General features: G+C 70.2%; 14 protein-coding genes. 8 read left to right on the top strand and 6 right to left on the bottom strand.

Features of this window, described 5'->3' with window-relative positions:
- Nucleotides 1-63: 63 nt before the first annotated feature.
- Nucleotides 64-2,145 (top strand): serine/threonine-protein kinase, encoded by a 2,082-nt coding sequence (locus tag BLU09_RS01020; protein WP_186817699.1) that lies wholly within the window; start codon nucleotides 64-66, stop codon nucleotides 2,143-2,145.
- A 49-nt stretch (nucleotides 2,146-2,194) separates the two neighbouring features.
- On the opposite strand, the gene BLU09_RS01015 is transcribed toward BLU09_RS01020, so the two are convergent.
- On the bottom strand, nucleotides 2,195-2,584 hold the full coding sequence (locus BLU09_RS01015; protein WP_090484428.1) for a hypothetical protein: 390 nt from the start codon (nucleotides 2,582-2,584) through the stop codon (nucleotides 2,195-2,197).
- Nucleotides 2,585-2,839: 255 nt separating this feature from the next.
- On the opposite strand from BLU09_RS01015, the gene rplU reads away from it, so the two are divergent.
- From rplU to BLU09_RS00980, 7 genes are all read left to right on the top strand, one after another.
- On the top strand, nucleotides 2,840-3,148 hold the full coding sequence (gene rplU / locus BLU09_RS01010) for a 50S ribosomal protein L21 (protein WP_026113820.1): 309 nt from the start codon (nucleotides 2,840-2,842) through the stop codon (nucleotides 3,146-3,148).
- Between the two features lie 39 nt (nucleotides 3,149-3,187).
- The gene (gene rpmA / locus BLU09_RS01005) at nucleotides 3,188-3,463 is read left to right on the top strand and encodes a 50S ribosomal protein L27 (protein WP_011551586.1); all 276 of its coding nucleotides are present in this window, start codon (nucleotides 3,188-3,190) and stop codon (nucleotides 3,461-3,463) included.
- 126 nt (nucleotides 3,464-3,589) lie between these two features.
- A complete protein-coding gene (gene obgE, locus BLU09_RS01000) occupies nucleotides 3,590-5,155 on the top strand; it encodes a GTPase ObgE (RefSeq protein ID WP_090484425.1) in 1,566 nt (521 codons plus the stop codon).
- Between the two features lie 4 nt (nucleotides 5,156-5,159).
- On the top strand, nucleotides 5,160-5,837 hold the full coding sequence (locus BLU09_RS00995; RefSeq protein ID WP_090484423.1) for a TrmH family RNA methyltransferase: 678 nt from the start codon (nucleotides 5,160-5,162) through the stop codon (nucleotides 5,835-5,837).
- 47 nt (nucleotides 5,838-5,884) lie between these two features.
- Entirely contained in the window at nucleotides 5,885-6,613 is a 729-nt protein-coding gene (gene lolA, locus BLU09_RS00990) for an outer membrane lipoprotein periplasmic chaperone LolA (protein WP_090484421.1), read from the top strand.
- Nucleotides 6,614-6,623: 10 nt separating this feature from the next.
- Complete coding sequence (locus BLU09_RS00985; RefSeq protein ID WP_244171334.1) at nucleotides 6,624-8,048, top strand: hypothetical protein; 1,425 nt, start codon at nucleotides 6,624-6,626, stop codon at nucleotides 8,046-8,048.
- A gap of 22 nt (nucleotides 8,049-8,070) precedes the next feature.
- Complete coding sequence (locus BLU09_RS00980) at nucleotides 8,071-9,060, top strand: hypothetical protein (protein WP_090484417.1); 990 nt, start codon at nucleotides 8,071-8,073, stop codon at nucleotides 9,058-9,060.
- Between the two features lie 30 nt (nucleotides 9,061-9,090).
- On the opposite strand, the gene rimO is transcribed toward BLU09_RS00980, so the two are convergent.
- The 5 genes from rimO to BLU09_RS00955 form a co-directional block, all read right to left on the bottom strand.
- Nucleotides 9,091-10,521: a 30S ribosomal protein S12 methylthiotransferase RimO gene (rimO, locus tag BLU09_RS00975; RefSeq protein ID WP_090484415.1), complete on the bottom strand. Its 1,431-nt coding sequence runs from the start codon at nucleotides 10,519-10,521 to the stop codon at nucleotides 9,091-9,093.
- Nucleotides 10,522-10,526: 5 nt separating this feature from the next.
- Complete coding sequence (locus BLU09_RS00970) at nucleotides 10,527-11,630, bottom strand: hypothetical protein (RefSeq protein ID WP_186817698.1); 1,104 nt, start codon at nucleotides 11,628-11,630, stop codon at nucleotides 10,527-10,529.
- 8 nt (nucleotides 11,631-11,638) lie between these two features.
- Complete coding sequence (locus BLU09_RS00965; RefSeq protein ID WP_090484410.1) at nucleotides 11,639-12,136, bottom strand: YajQ family cyclic di-GMP-binding protein; 498 nt, start codon at nucleotides 12,134-12,136, stop codon at nucleotides 11,639-11,641.
- Between the two features lie 21 nt (nucleotides 12,137-12,157).
- Entirely contained in the window at nucleotides 12,158-13,798 is a 1,641-nt protein-coding gene (locus BLU09_RS00960) for a ribonuclease J (RefSeq protein WP_090484408.1), read from the bottom strand.
- Between the two features lie 189 nt (nucleotides 13,799-13,987).
- The gene (locus BLU09_RS00955; RefSeq protein WP_244171333.1) at nucleotides 13,988-17,461 is read right to left on the bottom strand and encodes a serine/threonine-protein kinase; all 3,474 of its coding nucleotides are present in this window, start codon (nucleotides 17,459-17,461) and stop codon (nucleotides 13,988-13,990) included.
- Between the last annotated feature and the right edge of the window lie 82 nt (nucleotides 17,462-17,543).

Raw genomic sequence — 17,543 nt, 5'->3', positions numbered from 1 at the left:
TCATCCCCCGTGGAAGTCAGTGCTCCCGGAGTCCATGTTGGCGGGCAGGTTGGGGGGAGGCGGATGCCCGAGGTGAGCAGCGGTGGTGGGTGTGGGGCGTGTGGCCGGCGGCATGGGGCGGATGCCTCGTGTCCGACGCTGGTGCGCGCGGACGTGCGGGCCGGGGGGACGGCGCGTCCCAGGTGTGCCCCCGTGGTCGAGGCGCAGGACCCTCTGGTGGGCGTCCGGTGCGGCAGCTTCCGGTTGGTGCGGCGCCTGGGCCGGGGCGGCATGGGGGCCGTCTACCTGGGCGAGCACGTCTCCATTGGCAGCCGGGTCGCGGTGAAGGTGCTGCACGCCCACCTGACGATGTACCCGGAGCTGGTCCAGCGCTTCCATGCGGAGGCGCGGGCGGTGAACCTCATCGGCCACGAGAACATCGTGAGCATCTTCGACATGGATGCCACGCCGCCGCGCCCCTACCTCATCATGGAGTTCCTGGATGGGGCGCCGTTGTCCGCGTGGGTGGGGACGCCGCTGGCCGCGGGCGCGGTCGTCTCGGTGCTGTCGCAGGTGTGCGACGCGCTCCAGGCCGCGCATGCGCGAGGCATCGTCCACCGCGACCTGAAGCCGGACAACATCTTCCTGGTCCGGCGCAAGCGCAACGCGCCCTTCGTCAAGGTGCTGGACTTCGGCATCGCCAAGCTGGCGGACGCGCACATGCCCCAGACGCACGCGGGCATCATCGTGGGGACGCCCGAGTACATGGCCCCCGAGCAGTCCCTGGGGCGCGGCGTGGATGGCCGCGCGGACCTGTATGCGCTGGGCGTCATCGCCTACCAACTCCTCACCGGCCGGCTTCCCTTCAACGATGAGGGACTGGCCGCGCAACTGGTGGCCCATCAGCTGCGGCCACCGCCGCCCCCCAGCTCCGTGTACCCGGCTGTGTCCGCCGCGTTGGAGCACGTCATCCTGCGCGCCCTGGCCAAGAAGCCCGAGGACCGATACGCCTCCATCGCGGCGTTCCGGAACGCGTTGCAGGTGGCGCTCGCCGAGCACGTGCGCGTGTCGGCGCGGAAGACGCGTCCCGGAGGACTCGCGGTGCTCGAGCGGGCGCCCGCCGCGCCAGAGATGCCCACCGAAGGCCAGTCGCGGGGACGGCCTGGCGCGGACGCGCGGGCGGGGCAGGTGCCTTCGTCGCTCGCGGGCACGTCCCAGCGGCGTCTTGCCCCCGCTGTGCCGATGGCGCCCCGGGCCTCCCTCGTGGAAGTGCCGGTGCAGGTCGTGCTGCGGCCAGGGGAATGCCCTGTGCGGCTCAGGGGCAGTGGCCTCTCCCGGGGCGGCTTGTTCCTTCACGGTGGGCGCGTACTGCCGCCGTTGTGCTCGCGGCTGCCCGTGGTGCTGGAGCTGGCGTCCGGGCCCCTGTCGGTCATGTGTGAAGTGGTGCGGGTCGTTCCGCCCGCGCAAGCGCGCGTCTGGGGGATGCCCACCGGATTCGGCGTCCAGTTCGTGGAGGCCACCGCTGTGCTCAAGGCCGCCGTGGATGCGCTCCTCCAGGGCGAGCCGGTACGTGTCGTCCCGCAAGTGTTGCCCACGGAAGACCCGGCCGTGGCGCGCTTGCTGGAGACCTGGCGTCAGCGCTCGGCGGGGGACGCGTATGCGGTGCTGGCGCTGGAGCCTGATTCGGACATGGGCACGGTGCGCCTGCGGACCCGTGAGGCCTGGCGCTCGCTGGAGTCCCTGGAACAGCACGCGCTGACGCCTCCCCAACGCGCGCAGGTGGATGCGTTGCGCGTCCGCGTCCGCGAGGCGGCCGAGGCGTTGGGCGCCACGGTGCAGCGGGCCCTCTACGATGCCTGGCGCGGCAATCACCGTGGCGTGGCGAAGTGCCTGGAGGCGGGGCTCACGGCCGAGCAGTTGGAGTCCCTTCGGCGGGAGTTCCTGGCGCGCAGGCCGCAGGCCATGGGCACGGCGCGGATCCACTTCCAGTCTGGTGGCGCGCTGGAGCGCGACGGCCAGCTCCCCCAGGCGCTGGATCAGTACGAGCGAGGGTTGAAGCTCGCGCCGCTGGAGGTGGACATGCTCCAGCGCTACCGCAGGCTCCGCCGGGTGCTGGGCGGGCGGGCGACGGCGCCGACCGGACATGAGAGGGCCCGGTCACCTTGAAGAAGGAGCCGGGCCCAGGAGCACTCCCTGGATGGAAGGCCGCTTGAAATTACGGCTCTTCGTCCAGGTCCTCCAGGGAAACAGCGGTCCGGCAGGCCTGGCTGAGCCCGTAGACTTGTGCCGCGCAGCCGAACAGCTCACCAAAGTACTGCCCCTCGTTGCCCTCGGAGCAGGTGTTGATCCTGTCCAGGCACTTGATGGCTCCCTCTATCTTCTCCTTGTCGCTATCGGTGCACTTATCGAGGCTGCGCTTGCATTGCTGGATGGCGGCGTCCAGCTCATTGTCCGATAGCCCAGTCACTCCACAGGCACGGCCCTTTTTGTCGACCTCGTTGCTGCTGTTGTGCAGGTCTTCGCAAAGGTCATCATCGCCACCGCCACAGCCGGTGCCGAAGGCAAGGGCGCTGCTGGCCATGAGGCCGATCAGGAACTTCTTCATGGTAATCCCCCTTTGGACGAGGTTGTCGGGCCGGCACGCGAAAGGGCGGCCGAAAGCCCGGGTACTGAGTTAGCATTGACCCAGGGGGTGGGTAAATGGCCGGGGAGTGTCCGTCTGATCCTTCAACCACCTTGACTCCCCAGGGTATCTCCCGTAAATCCCGCCGCCTTTGGCGCGATTGGATGGTCCACCCGTCCGAAATGCGCGGTCGATTCCACGGGTTGACCCAACCCGACAGATGACAGGGGTTTGACGATGTACGCAGTGATTCGCACGGGCGGGAAGCAGTACCGCGTCGCCGAGGGCGATGTGGTCCGGATCGAGAAGATCGCGGGCGACGTCGGGGCCGAAGTGACCTTCACGGAGATTCTGCTGGTCGGTGGTTCGGAGAGCCCGAAGGTGGGCCAGCCGACCGTCGCCGGCGCGAAGGTCGTGGGCAAGGTCCTGGCTCAGGACAAGCACCGCCGCGTCCTCCACTTCCGGAAGGAGAAGGAGGGCTGGACCCGCCGCCGCGGTCACCGTCAGCCGTACACCGAGGTGAAGGTCACCTCCATCGCCGGCTAGTCCGGGCGGTTTCACCTCAAACTTCAGGAGCACGGTGTCATGGCTCATAAAAAAGGACAGGGTTCTTCGCGCAACGGTCGCGATTCCAACCCGCAGTATCGTGGCGTGAAGGTGTACGGCGGTGAGACGGTGTCGGCGGGCAGCATCCTCGTTCGCCAGGTCGGCACGGTCATCCACGCCGGCGCCAACGTGAAGCTCGGCCGCGACTTCACCCTCTACTCGGTGGTGGACGGCGTGGTGAAGTACGAGCGCCTGGGCCGCGACCGGAAGAAGGTTTCGGTCTACCCGGCCGCCGCTGAGCAGGCGAGCGCCTGACGGCTGGCTGGCCCTTGAGGCCGGCAACCGTGCGGCACCCACGAGCGGGTCGCTTCTCCAGTCCACGCGCCCTTCCGGCAGCGGGATGCGAGGGCGGCCCGCTCTTTGTTTATCCAGGAGTCCCAGATGAAGTTCGTCGACGAGGTCCGCATCTTCGTGAAGGCGGGGGATGGCGGCAACGGCGCCGTCTCGTTCCGGCGGGAGAAGTACATCGAGCGCGGTGGCCCCAATGGCGGGGACGGCGGCAACGGCGGCTCCGTCGTCTTCGTGGCGGACCCGCAGCTCACCACGCTGCTCGACTACCGCTACCAGCAGCACCACCGCGCCAAGAATGGCGAGCACGGCATGGGCAGCGACTGTAACGGTCGCGCCGCCGAGGACATGGTGCTCAAGGTGCCTGTGGGCACGCTGGTGAAGGACGCCAACACCGGGGAGCTGCTGGTCGACCTGAGCGAGACCGGCCAGCGCTGGGTGGCGGCGAAGGGCGGGCGCGGCGGCCTGGGCAACATGAACTTCGCCACCTCCACCCGGCAGACGCCGCGCTTCGCCCAGGATGGGACGAAGGGCGAGGAACTGACGCTCCGGCTGGAGCTGAAGCTCCTGGCGGACGTGGGACTGCTGGGCTTCCCCAACGCGGGCAAGAGCACGTTCATCTCCCGCGTGAGCCGGGCGCGGCCGAAGGTCGCCGACTATCCCTTCACCACGCTGGTCCCCAACCTGGGCATGGTCCAGTACAAGGACGGCCTGTCCTTCGTGATGGCGGACATCCCCGGCATCATCGAGGGCGCCAGCGAGGGCGTGGGCCTGGGGCACCAGTTCCTGCGCCACGTGGAGCGGTGCAAGGTGCTGATCCACCTCATCGACATGGGGGCAGAGGGCGAGGGCCGCTCGCCGCTGCACGACTTCAACGTGCTCAACGCGGAGCTGGGCAAGTACAGCCCGGAGCTGGCGTCCAAGCCGCAGGTCGTGGCGGCCAACAAGCTGGATCTGCCCGATGCGCAGGCCCGGCTGGAGGGCTTCACGGAGGCGCTGCGTGAGCGCGGCATCCGTGTGTATCCCGTGTCCTGCGCCACCGGCGAGGGCATGCAGCCGCTGATGGACTCCGTGGCGGAGGTGCTGTTCACGGGGCGCACCGAGAAGCTCCACGTGGAGATTCCCGCCAAGGCGGCTCGGGCGGGGAAGGCCAAGGCGAAGGTCGCGGAGAAGAAGGCGTCGGCTTCCTCGGCGGGCGCCGCGACGGCGAAGGCCGCGACGAAGAAGGCTCCGGCTTCCTTGGTGGGCGCCGCGACGGTGAAGGCCGCGGCGAAGAAGGCTCCGGCTCGCAAGGCGGGCGCAGCTGCGGCGACGAAGAAGTCTGCGGCGACGAAGAAGTCTGCGGCTGCGAAGAAGGCCGTGACGAAGAAGGCTCCGGCTCGCAAGACGGGCGCAGCGGCGAAGACGTCCGCAGCGCGCAAGGCGGGCACTGCTGCGGCGAAGAAGGCCTCGACTCGCAAGTCGGGCACTGGGACCACGAAGAAGGTCGCGACGAAGAAGGCCCCGGCTCGCAAGTCGGGCACCGCGCCCGTGAAGAAGTCCGCCGCGAAGAAGGCATCCGCGCGCAAGAGCGGCTCGTCGGGCAAGGCCGCCGCGAAGAAGGCATCCGCGGCCCCGAAGCGTGCTCCGGCGCGCAAGTCGGGCGGCAGGAGGAGCTGAGTCCATGTCGGGTGGTGGTGCGCGCTACGAGCGCTATGAGCGGGAGCAGTTCGAGCCGGAGCAGTTCCTGCTCGACGTGCGCAAGGAGAAGATTGATCGCGTCGTCAGTCACCGGACGCGCAACTTCACGGTGGTCCTGGACCGGCTGGAGGACAGCTTCAACATGGCCGCAGTGCTTCGCACCTGCGAGTCCATGGGCGTTCAGGAAGTCCACATCATCATCAACCCGGAAGCGCCCTTCGTTCCCAACTCGAGGGTGGCCCAGGGCTGCGACAAGTGGCTGGACGTGAAGCTGTACAAGACGTTCGCCGAGTGCCGCGAGCACCTGAAGTCCCGTGGCTTCTCGCTGTATGCCTCCGCCATCCAGGAGGGGGCCACCAGCCTCTACACCCTGCGCTTCGACGGGAAGATGGCGCTGGTGTTCGGCAACGAGCGGCGCGGCGTGAGCGAGGACGTGCTGGCCGGCGTGGACGGCACGTTCTGGGTCCCCATGAAGGGGTTCAGCCAGAGCCTCAACATCTCCGCCGCGGCGTCCGCCTGCATCAGCCGGGCGATTGCCTGGCGGGACGAGCACCTGGGCCAGTCAGGGGACCTGTCTCCCGAGGATGCCCAGGCCCTGCGCGAGCGCTTCTACGTGCTGGCCATCAAACAGAGGAAGCGCCTGTTCAAGAAGGCCCCGTGAATGCCGGGGCCCAGGCCCCGTCGGGATGGTTTAGATGGAGGTACGCCATGTTCTTCGAAGCCCTGCTCGCTACGCTCCTGTCCGCCCCTGCCACCCCTGCCGCCACCCCGGTGAAGCCCGCTCCGACGGTTCAGGCCGCCGCGCCCGCGCCCGCGGCCCCCGCCGCCGCGAAGCCCATGACGCCGGAAGTGAAGTCCCTGGTGGACCGGATGCAGGCCTTCTACGAGAAGACCGGCGACTTCCGCGCGGGCTTCCGCCAGGACTACAAGTACAAGACCTTCCGGCGCACGCAGACGTCCGAAGGCACCGTCACGTACAAGAAGCCCGGCCTGATGCGTTGGGAGTACCTGAAGCCCTCGCCGCGCACCTTCGTGCTGGCGGGCAGCAAGGTGTACGCGTACGACCCGGCGGCGCAGAGCCTCACCGTGGCCAACGTGGACACCAGCCAGCTCTCCGCGTCGGTGACGTTCCTCTTCGGCCAGGGAAAGCTCGCGGACGAGTTCAACATCACCAAGGGCGCCTGCAAGGACTGCAAGGGCACGCTGCTGGTGTTGGATCCGCTGAAGAACGAGCCGCGCTTCCGCCAGGTGCGCCTGGAGGTGGATCCATCCACGGCCCAGGTGCTCAAGAGCACGGTGGTGGACCCGGACGGCAGTGAGAACACCATCTCCTTCCTCAACCTGAAGACGAACGTGGGCCTCGACGCGGACAGCTTCAAGCTGGACGTGCCGGACGACACGCGCGTGGATGACTTCACGAAGGCGAAGAAGCAGTAACCTGCGGAGCGTGCGTCGCGCGTTCCTGCTGATGGGGTGGATGGGGCTGGCCGGGACCGGGTGCCACCGGGAACCGGCCGCCAGCGCCGAGCGTCCGCAAGGCTTCCATGGTCAGACGCTGCCGCTGCTGGCCTCGCCCGCGCTGCGGCTCACCGTGGCGGGCCAGCTGGGGACGCGGCCCGTGCCGGTGGTGTTGGACGTGGCGCGGCCACTTTCGCTCGTGTCGCGAGGCTGCTTCGACGGCGCGCTTCCCGCCCCCGAAGGCACCATCCGCGCGCCCGAGCCCGCTGGAGGTTTCCGCTCCTGGCCCGTGGTGCCTTTGCCCGCCTTCTCGGTGGGCCCGGTGCGGTCGCCTGTGCGCACCGCGGGCTTGTCCGGTGAGAAGGTCTGCGCCGTGACGCTGGGCGCGGATGTCCTGGAGTTCTACGCGCTCACGGTGGACCCGCTGCGGCGGGAAGTGACCTTCACCACCTCTCGCCCGCGCGCGGACTACGTCGCGGAAGCGGCGGCCACGGAGGCCTCGCGCGAGGTGCACGTGGTGGAGCTCAGCCGCGAGCCGCTGGGCGATTGGCCCCTGCTGGCCGCGCGGATGACGCAGGGCGGAGCGGAGCTCACGGGCCCCTTCGTCCTTGGCTCGCGCGAGCCCTTCTCGCGAGTGTCCGTGCGGCTCGCCGAGGCACAGGGGCTTCAGCCGCTCGAGACGGCCGCAAACCTGCCGCCGCGAACCTTCGCGCTGGACGCAGTAGAGGTGGCCGAGGGGCTCGGTGTCCGCCCACTGGTGGTGGAGGCCGCTGGGCGCTGGGACTCGCCGAGCAGCCTGGGCCGCCTGGGGCCGGATGTCTGGGGCCGCTTCACCGCGACGCTGGACGCAAAGGGCGGGGCCCTGGTGCTGCGGCGCCCCCGCGTCCGGCCGTCAGAAGGCTCCGCCACCAGCCATTGCGCCGCGCCCGATGGCTCCTTCCGTGAGGAGGCTTGCTACGGCCTGCATGTGCGGCGTGAGCCGGATGGCAGCGTCTCGATCAGCGGCGCCGTGTACCGGGACCTGCCAGAAGGAGGGCGGCTGCACCTGGAGCCGCTGGGGCCGGACGGGCAGAAGCTGGTGAGCGGTTGTGGCGTGGGGCTGAGCTTCCCCGCCACCAGCAGGGGCCTGACGACGCAGCACCGCGTGCCCTGGCGCTCCCTGGCGCAGGTGCTGCCTGCCTGCCATGCGGCGCTGTCCACCGCGCGCGACTTCACGCTGGGCCTGTTCGAGGAAGGCCGCCAGCCCGAGTGCCCCACGGCCTGTGCCTTCGTCACGGAGACCGCCTCTCGCCGCACCGTGTGTGAGTGCCAGCCCACGCCGCTGGGTGAGGGCGTGGCCATGCCGTCGCGAGGCGCTCCCTCGCGTGAGCCCCCGCCTGGGGAGCGGGAGCTGGAGCCGGAAGACCCCCGTTAGCGTTGCCTGGACAGGGGCGGGGGTGCTGCGCTCTCCTCTGGCGCACATGCGCCCGTCTCCCACCGAGTTCGACCGTCAGTACACCGAACAGCGCCGCTCCATCGAGCTGGCCCGCCGCTACCTGGAAAAGGAGGGCGTCTCGCGGATGTACGACGCCCTCTCCAAGGAAGTGGAGCGGGGCCGGTTGTCCGTGCAGGACGCAAGTGGCGCCATCCGCTTCGGATTGCTGGCCGTCATCGAACGCGTCGCGGAGCGCGTGGGCCACACGCACTACGTCGACATGTTGAAGGACGAGGAGATGCTGAATGCGCTCCGCTCCACCCTGGACGACATCTGCCGGCGCAAGGGCGTGGACACCTACGAGTTCCGCCAGCAGTGGGCCCATACCAACCTCCAGGCCGTGCTGCGTGACTGGCACCTGGTGGTGCACGAGGAGCGGGGCCGGCAGCGCTACGAGGTGGCGGCGGACCTGGCCCGGCGCCTGGTGAAGGAGACGCCGGGAACGGTGCTGGCGGAGACGCTGAAGTTGCCCGCGGACGCGTTCGTGTTGCTCGTGTCGCCCGAGGCGGGGCTCGTGGGCCTCGGTCCGGACGGCACGCCCGCGCCCGTCACCGAAATCTACGCGGTGGAGTCGCCCGCGCCGGAAGGCAAGGCGTGGTTCCTGTGGCTCAGCATGCGGGACGCGGGGAACCGCGCGGCCCGGGCGCTCATCAACGTCTACCTGCAGGACGGGAAGACGTTGGATGACGCCATCGCCTTCACCCGGGAGCAGGGCGGCCCTCAGCAGGACGCGGGCTGGGAGGACTGCTGCCGGCTGCTCGCGGGCGTGGCGCGGCACCTGGCCGAGGGTGGGCCCGTGCGTGAGGTCTGGTACGACGCCACGGCGCGCGAGCTCCACGAGAAGCTGGCGGCGACGCCGAAGTCGGCGAAGGCGGACCGGGAGAAGCTGCGCGAGCGCCTGCGCGCCGTCAGCCCGGGACGCACCCTGGTGCTGGAGGAGCCCTCGCGCTGAGGGCTCCCGCGGCGTCCGGGGCCTTCGCGCCTACTCCGCGCGAGGGGCCGGACGCTGCATCACCGACACCGGCAGCGGCGCCGGGTGCGCGTCGCGCGCGGTGTGCTCGCGCTGCTTCGGGTCCGGGCGCTCCACCACGCGGGCGACCAGGTCGTAGTCGTGGGCTTCCGTCACCTCCACGGTGACAATCTCCCCCGGGTACGCCAGGCCATCGTTGATGTAGACCATGCCGTCGATGTCCGGCGCCTGGCCCTGGTGGCGGCCCACCAGCAGGTGCTCCGTCTCCGGCGCGGGGCCTTCCACGAGCACCTCCAGGCGCTTGCCCACGAGCTTCTTGTTCTGCTCGCGGTTGATGCGCTTCTGGATGGCCATGACCTCGCGCCAGCGGCGCTCGATGGTTTTCTGCGGCACCTTGTCCGGCAGGTCGTAGGCGGCGGTGCCCTCTTCGTCGGAGTACTGGAAGACGCCCAGGCGCTCGAAGCGCTGCGTCTTCACGAACTCCTTCAGCATCTCGAAGTCCTCGTCCGTCTCACCCGGCAGGCCGACGATGAGCGAGGTGCGCATCACCAGGCCGGGCACGCGCTCCCGCAGCTTGGTCAGCAGGCCCTTGAGGAACTCCGAGTTGCGGCCGCGCTTCATGGACAGCAGCAACTTGTCGCTGACGTGCTGCACGGGCATGTCCAGGTAGCGGGCAATCTTCGGCTCCGAGGCCATCACCTCGATGAGCTCGTCCGGGAAGATGCGCGGGTAGGCGTAGTGGAGGCGAATCCACTTCACGTCCACCTGCACCAGCGCCTTGAGCAAATCATGCAGCTTCGGCCGGCCCGGCAGGTCATGCCCGTAGGCCGTCAAATCCTGCGCGACGAGGTTCAGCTCCTGCACGCCGCTGTCCGCCAACTGCTTCGCCTCGGCGACGATGTCGTCGATGGGCCGCGAGCGCTGCCCTCCGCGCAGGGTGGGGATGATGCAGAAGGCGCAGGCGTTGTCGCAGCCCTCGGAAATCTTGAGGTACGCCGTGTACTTCGGCATCGAGTTGATGCGCGGCGTGTTGGCGTCGTGGATGTAGTCCGGGTCCGGAATCACCTGACGCGGCGAGGCCTCGGCGGCCAGCAGGTCACCAATCTGGGCGTAGGCGCTGGTGCCCAGGAAGTGGTCGACCTCCGGCATCTCCTTCGACAGCTCCTCGCCGTAGCGCTGGGACAAGCAGCCCGTCACCACCAGCGTCTTGCAGGCGCCGGACTTCTTCAGCTCGGCCATCTCCAGGATGGAGTCCACCGACTCCTGCTTGGCGGGACCGATGAAGGCGCACGTGTTGACGACGATGACCTGGGCGTCGGACGCCTCCTGCACCAGCGTGTAGCCGCGGTGGCGCAGCGTGCCCAGCATCACCTCGGAGTCCACCCGGTTCTTCGGGCAGCCGAGGGTCATCATGTACAGGCTCTTGGGGGTGGTGGTTTCCACTGCGTCTACCGCTTTCCGAGTTCGGTTCGCGAGAAGTGGGTCCCACTCCAGGCGAAGTTGATGGACGTGCCGTTCGAGTAACGGATGGACAGCACGCCCTCTTCTTCCAGTTCCACCGACGACGTGCGCCCCAGCGCGCAGGTAGCGGCCGGCCACTCGAGCACCCGGCGCGCTGTCTTCCCGGTCACCAGGTAGAGGCCCAACCGCAGCTCGTCATCGGCGTCACATTGACCGGCGACGGCATACGGATTCTTCCCGCTCACCACCGTGACGACGCGTCCGCCGTCCTCCAGGGTGAGCGTATCCGGCACGTTCAGGTCCACGGACGAGGGAACGACGGCGTCCGGCGCCACCAGGCCGCGCAGCGAGGCAGGCGTCAGCTCGTCGTCCGCCTGAGCCCAGGCGGGGTAGCTCATGTAGTCCCAGCCCAGCAGCCCGTCCTCCCTGGGCTCGAGCGAGGTGACGTTCTCCGGCAGCTTCAGCTTGAGGCCCTTGCGAGGCTCGTCCGGCAGGCGCAGCGCGTCACCTACCATGGTGCCGCTCTGGCAGTTGGAGATGGACGTGGCCTTGCCGTCCGCGCTGTCCCGGTCCTCGTAGGTGAGGCACAGGTCCATCACCAGCGGGTCCACGGCGGGAAAGCGGGGGAAGGCGCGCACCGGCACCGACGCCATCAGCAGCAGCGTGTTGCCCTGGCGCTGCACGGCGGCCGTCACCAGGTCCTGCGCGAACTGCGGCGTGCCGCTCTCCGCCCCGGACGCGCGCTTGCCATCGAAGGCGAAGCGCCACGTGTAGCCGGTGGCGGTGGGGCCGGTGCCCGGGAAGTAGAGGAACAGGGTGAGCAAGTCGCCAGCCTGGAGCTGGTCGTCGGTGGCTTCCACGCCGACGTACAGCGTGTCCTTGCGCGCGCCCACCTTGGCGGTGAACGAGGCGGTGGCGCCCTCCACGGCGACGGGCTTGAGCACCATCGGCGACGCGAAGGCCTTGAGCCCACCCTGGATGCGCGGGGGCTTGGCAAGGGAGGGAACCGGCTTGGAAGGACGGTCCGCCTGGGCGGACGCCACGCCCGGGGCGCAGAACAGGAGGCAGAAGGACAGGGCGGCAGCGCGCATGGGCCTCTTCAATCGCGGAAGTTGGTGAACTGCATGTCCAGCTTCAGCCGGTCCTGCTCCTTGCGGAACAGGGCGATGGCCGCCTGGAGGTCGTCCCGGTTCTTGCCCGTGACGCGAAGCTGGTCGGCCTGGATGGAGCCCTGGACCTTCATCTTCGAGTCCTTCAGCAGCTTCACCAGCTCCTTGGACTTCTCCACCGGGATGCCCTGCTGGAGCTTGATGACCTGCTTCACGTTGTGAAGGCCCGTCTTCTCGACGTCGCCGTACTCCAGGGCGAACAGGCTGATGTTCCGCTTGGCCAGCTTCGTCAGGAGGACTTCCTTGGCGGCCTGGACGCGGTCTTCGCTGTTGGCCTTCACGGTGATGGCGGTATGGTCCGGGGCCAGCACCACGTCGGCATGGGTGCCCTGGAAGTCGTACCGCGTGCTGAGCTCCTTCTTGGTCTGGTTGACCGCGTTGTCGAGCTCCGCGAGGTCGATTTTCGAGACGACGTCGAAGGATGGCATGGGCAGCGGCCCTTACCATACCTACACCCGGACGACCAAGGGCACCACCAGGGCACGCTTGGACGTGTGCGCCTTGAAGGCCCGGCGCACGGCCCGGGTGAGTTCCTCTCTCACCAGGGCGTCATCGCCCCGCAGGACGGGGGACAGTTCCTCGAAGAGCACTTGCGCGTCCTGGGCCACCCGGGGGAGCAGGACCTGTTCGTCCAGGGAGAGCCCCTGGCCGGACAGCTGGGGCCCCGCCACCAGCTTCTGGGTCCCCCGCTGGAGGACCACCACCGCGGCCACCATGCCCGTCTCCGACAGCCGGACGCGCTCCTGGAGCGTGTCCGGCGTCACCAGGCCAGGGCCGAACCGGTCCTTGAGGATGCGTCCGGACGGGACGCTGCCGGTGAAGCGCCCCCGGCCTTCCTCGAAGGTGACGACGTCGCCGTCCTGCGCCAGCAGGCACTGGGCGGGCTCCAGCCCGGCCTCGCGCGCGGTGAGCAGGTGCTTGTGCAGATGGCGGCCCTCGCCGTGGACGGGGATGAAGTGGGCTGGGCGCACCAGGTCCAGCACGCGCCGCTGCTGGGGCTGGCTGGCGTGGCCGGAGACGTGGATGCCCGGCTCCACCTGGGCGTAGGCGACTTTCGCCCCGCGCCACTGGAGCGCGTCGATGAGCGCGCCCACGGAGCGCTCGTTGCCGGGGATGGCCCGCGAGCTGAGCACCACCAGGTCGCCGGGATTCAGCCGCACGGGGCCGTCCCCTGACGCGAGCTGGGACAGTCCGGCCCGGGGCTCGCCCTGGGCGCCGGTGGTCAGCACCAGCACCCGCTGCGCGGGCAGCGCCGGCACCGTGTCCAGGTGGACGAAGAGGGAGTCGGGCACGTCCAGGTAGCCCATCTCCCGCGCCATCTCCACGTTGCGCAGCATGCTGCGGCCCTGCAGGGCCACCTTGCGCCCCAGCCGCTCCGCCAGCGCCAGCAGGTGCCGCACCCGGTGGAGGTGGGAGGAGAAGAGGGCGACGATGATGCGGCCGGTGGCGCCCTGGAAGAGGCGCTCGAAGGTCTGCTCCACCACGCGCTCGCTGCCCGTCTCCTCCGTCACCTCGGAGTTGGTGGAGTCGGAGAGGAGGCAGAGCACGCCCTCCTCGCCGGCCTCGCCCCAGCGCTCCAGGTCCGTGCGCAGCCCGTCGATGGGGTCCGGGTCCAGCTTGAAGTCGCCGGTGTGGATGAGGGTGCCTTCGGGCGTGCGCAGGATGTAGCCCACCGCGTCTGGCACGGTGTGCGTGACACGGCTGGCCTCCACGCGGAAGGCCGTGCCCACGGGGAAGGGCTCGCGCGGCTCGATTTCGCGCAGGTCCGCCTCGATGCCCAGCTCCTCCAGCCGGTGGCGCGCCATGGCCAGCGTGAAGCGCGTGCCGTAGACGGGGACAGGCACCTCGTTGAGCAGGTAGGGCAGGGCGCCCAGGTGGTCTTCGTGGCCATGGGTGAGCAGCACGCCCTTGAGCTGCGCGGCGTTCTGCTTCAGGTGGCTGAAGTCCGGAATGATGATGTCCACGCCGGGCATCCCCGCGGAGGGGAACATCAGCCCGGCGTCGATGAGCAGCATCTCCCCACGGCAGGCGATGACCATGGAGTTGAGGCCGATTTCGCCCAGGCCGCCCAGGGGAATGACGTGAAGCATTGGGCGAAGTCTAGCGGTGGAAAGTGACGGAAGCCCCCGAGAATGGGCGTGAGCCGCGTCCGCCTGTCTGGCGGCCCTCGGGGTGACTTCATCGGATGCGGTTGGAGCGCTCCCTGGCGTTGTCGCGTCCCCGCTCGAGGATGTGTGTGGAGGGGCGTGATTTCGGTGGATGTGGGCCCTGGCGGCGGCTCAGCGCCTCCGTCGCCGGAGGTCCTGGAGCCAGTTGCGGACGGAGCTGGCCTCCAGGGCGTAGGTGGGCTCGTCGGCTGCGTAGAAGTGCAGGGCCTGGTTGGCCAGCCCCCGGGCGCGCGGGCCGTCCTGCTTCACCAGCGTTTGGGCCAGGGCGAAGCGGGTGCTCGCGAGGTCCTCGGCCGGGCCCGGATGGGCGGTGCGAAGCGCCAAGGCGCGCTCCAGCATGGCGCGGGCCTCGTGGCTCTTGCCCAGGGCGTGCAGGGCCAGGCCCAGCGTGGTGAGCGGAGCGGCCGTGTCCAGGTGGTCCTTCTGGAAGGCCTCGTAGGCCGCGATGCTCCGGCGGGCGTAGTCCATTGCGTCGCGCGGCTTTCCCTCGCGCAGGGCCAGCGCGCCGAGCAGGGCCAGGTCGGTGGCGGTCTCCGGATGCTCGGGGCCGTAGGCCTTCAGGTCCACGGCGAGCGCGCGCTCGCGCAGGGGGCGGGCCTCTGCGTTGCGGCCGAGCGCTTCCAGGGCCTCGGCCAGGTTGTTGAGCGGATAGCTCAGCGTGGCGCTGTCGTGTCCCAGCGACTGCTCCTCCAGGTGGATGGCGCGCTGGAGGTAGGGGAGGGCTTCCTCGAAGCGGCGGACGATGACCAGGTGGTAGCCCATGGCGTTGGCCGCCATGGCCGTCTGAGGGTGGTCCGGACCGAGCACGCGCTCCGTCGTCTCCAGCACGCGGTGCAGCAGGCCCATGGCGCGCTCCGTCTCGGGCGTGCGGGACAGGGCCGCGGCCTGGTTGCGGAGCGACTCCAACGTGAGCAGGTGCTCGGGACCCAGCTCCTGCTCGCGCAGCGTCGCGGAGCGGCCAAAGGCCTCCACTGCCTGGGCGTACTGGCCTCGGAGGAAGGCGTTGCGGCCCAGGCTCGTCTGGAGCAAGGCCTCCAATTCGGAGGCACCACCCGCCCGTTGGATGGACGCGCGCGCCTGCTCCACCGTCCAGGACTCCAGGGTGGGGTCGGAGGAGACGGCGGTCACCAACCGCGCCGACGCGCGCGCCGCCAGGTGGTCATGGCGGTGCGCCTGCGCGGTGAAGAGGGATTCCCGCAGGGCCGCGGCGGCGCGAGCGTCATCCCCCGCGACGAGCCCGAGCCGGCCCTCCAACTCCAGCGCCTCCGCCAGCACCGGCCCGTAGCCGAGCTGCCGCGCCTCGGACAGCACCGCCTTCGCTTCTTCCTGCGCCTGGGGGTAGCGGCCGGCGTCCACCAGGGCCGTGGCCCGGTCCACCCGGGCGCGCAGGGCCTCCACCTGCTGCCGCTGCCCCTCGGGCTCCGACAGACCTCGCCAGAGCGCGTCCACGTCCGCGCAGGCGGCGATGGGAGGCAGTCGCTGGGCCGCGTCCGGTGCGGCGTTCAGCGCCTCCGCATCCGTCTGCGCGAGCACGCCCGTCAAGGCCACCAGGGCCGAGTGGCGCCGGTCCAGGCACGCCATGCGCAGCGCGAGCACGTGGTCCGACTGGTGGCCCTGAACCCGGGTGGCCTCGCAGGCCTCGCGGTGCATGCGCGTCCAATCGTGCGCGAAGCCATCCAGGGTCGTCGCCACGCGTTCGAAGGCGGCGGAGGCGTGGACCTTGCCCGTGGCGGCGAAGGCCTTCTGGATTTCCGCCCGGCGTGCCGTGTCCCAGACGCCGGTGAGCCGGGCCTCGGCATCCGGGCACGGGCCGTCCCGCTGCGAGCCCACCAGCAGCCAGGTGACGGCGACCACGCTGTTGAGCAGCATGGACGCGGCGGCCACCGCGCCACGGCGGCGCCAGGCCGCCAGCGGGTCCGCGCCCAGCGCATCCAACAGCACGCCCATGGACGGGAAGCGCGCTTCGGGAGCCGGGGACAGGCCCCGCGTCACGGCGCGCAGCACCCACGTGGGGACGCGGCTGCCCCGAGGCGGCGGGCGCACGCGGCCGGCGCGGGCTTCCTCCAAGTAGTCCTCCGGGCGCTTGCCGTTGAAGGGAAGCTGTCCATGGAGGGCTTCGTAGAGGGACGCGCAGAAGCTGAACTGGTCCCCGCGCGCGTCGATGCGCCCATCTTCGTGCTGCTCGGGCGGCATGTACGCGGGCGTGCCCATGACGAGCCCGGCCTCGGTGAGCGCCGTCTGGAGCAGGTCTTCCGGGGCGAGGCGCGGCAGCGCGGGCGTGGTGCCTCGGCCTGCCTCGGCGGCGTCGAGGTCCGCGGTGGTGCGGGCCAGCCCGAAGTCCGTCACCTGCGCCCGGCCCTCCTTGCTGACCAGCACGTTGGCGGGCTTGAAGTCCCGGTGGACCAGTCCAGCGGCATGCGCGGCGGCGAGCCCTCGGCCCGCCTGGCGGAAGATGTCGAGCACCTCTCGCCAGGTGCGGTGCTCGGCGCGGAGCCAGTGGCGCAGGGACAGGCCGTCCACCCGCTCCATGGCGATGAAGACGCGCCCCGCGAACGTGCCCGCGTCGTAGACGGAGACCACGTTCGGGTGAGACAGCCGCGCCATCGCCTGGGCTTCGCGAAGCAGCCGGGACGAGCCGTCCGAGCGCGCCGCCGGGTTGGCGTCCGGGTGTAGCAGCTTGATGGCCACGCGCCGGTGCAGCTCCGGGTCATAGGCGCTGTAGACCACGCCCATGCCGCCCGCGCCCAGGGTGTCCAGGATGTGGTAGCGGCCCACGCGAATCTGGGCTGAATCCCGGGGCTCGGTGTCCTCGACATCCTTGCGCGCGGGAGGGCGGCCCGACTTTCCGCCTCCGGGGCTCGCCAGGAGCGGCCTGGCTGGCGAGGGCGCCAGGGGCATGGACAGGGTGACTCGAGAGCCGCGTCCCTCCGCCGCGTCCGGGGTGGAGAGCAGCCGGCCGCCGCCATGCGGGAGCACATGGGCGCCCGCGAAGCGCTTGGGGCTCGCGCTGGGAGCAGGCGCGGCGTGTGCGTTGGGCAGGATGCGCGCGCTCAGGTCCTGAGGCGGTGCGGGCGGCGGAATCGAGCGGATAGCCGGTGGGGGCGGGGCGGGTGGCGCGGCGAGCCCCGCGGGGGCTGGAATCGACACCGGCGCGGCGGGACGGTGGGGGGCGACCGGCTCCGAGGGGCGGGCCTCAGCGGTCGGCACCGCCGCCATGGGGGAGCTGTCCAGGTGGGGGGCGTGCCCGGTCTGGCGGAGGGCGGAGCGGGCGGGCCGTTCGGAAGGCTTGGAGCCCGATTGCGACGACGGTGATGGCGCACGGGCCGTGGGCCGGTTCTCCACCCGGATGGGCTCGGTAGGAAGCGTGTCGTCATCACCGCGACCCGCCGTCAGGGTGGATGTGTCCGTCGAGATTTTCTGGGCGACGGCGGTGCGCTGCGCCGCCGCGCCAGGCGGCGTCACCCGCGCCAGCAACTGGGCGCACGTGCGGCAACCTTCCGCATGTCTGCGCAATGGATTGGATTCCGAAGCATGAAGCTGTCCAGCGGCGAGCGCCCGCGCGGTGATTTCGTCAAAGCAGGACACGGAGGCAACGTTCTCCCACGCTCCGTGTTCCCGAGAAAGAGGGGCTTTACATTCCAAGCGGTCCTTTCGTGGACTCTCTGCT

It is taken from the genome of Myxococcus virescens (assembly GCF_900101905.1).
Classification (GTDB): domain Bacteria; phylum Myxococcota; class Myxococcia; order Myxococcales; family Myxococcaceae; genus Myxococcus; species Myxococcus virescens.
This window is presented reverse-complemented; position numbering and strand designations above follow the sequence as displayed.

Coding starts and splice junctions, on each gene's coding strand:
- obgE (WP_090484425.1), top strand. CDS start 3,590: ATGAAGTTCGTCGACGAGGTCCGCATCTTCGTGAAGGCGGGGGATGGC.
- BLU09_RS00965 (WP_090484410.1), bottom strand. CDS start 12,136: ATGCCATCCTTCGACGTCGTCTCGAAAATCGACCTCGCGGAGCTCGAC.
- rpmA (WP_011551586.1), top strand. CDS start 3,188: ATGGCTCATAAAAAAGGACAGGGTTCTTCGCGCAACGGTCGCGATTCC.
- BLU09_RS01020 (WP_186817699.1), top strand. CDS start 64: ATGCCCGAGGTGAGCAGCGGTGGTGGGTGTGGGGCGTGTGGCCGGCGG.
- BLU09_RS00960 (WP_090484408.1), bottom strand. CDS start 13,798: ATGCTTCACGTCATTCCCCTGGGCGGCCTGGGCGAAATCGGCCTCAAC.
- BLU09_RS00995 (WP_090484423.1), top strand. CDS start 5,160: ATGTCGGGTGGTGGTGCGCGCTACGAGCGCTATGAGCGGGAGCAGTTC.
- lolA (WP_090484421.1), top strand. CDS start 5,885: ATGTTCTTCGAAGCCCTGCTCGCTACGCTCCTGTCCGCCCCTGCCACC.
- BLU09_RS01015 (WP_090484428.1), bottom strand. CDS start 2,584: ATGAAGAAGTTCCTGATCGGCCTCATGGCCAGCAGCGCCCTTGCCTTC.
- rplU (WP_026113820.1), top strand. CDS start 2,840: ATGTACGCAGTGATTCGCACGGGCGGGAAGCAGTACCGCGTCGCCGAG.
- BLU09_RS00970 (WP_186817698.1), bottom strand. CDS start 11,630: ATGCGCGCTGCCGCCCTGTCCTTCTGCCTCCTGTTCTGCGCCCCGGGC.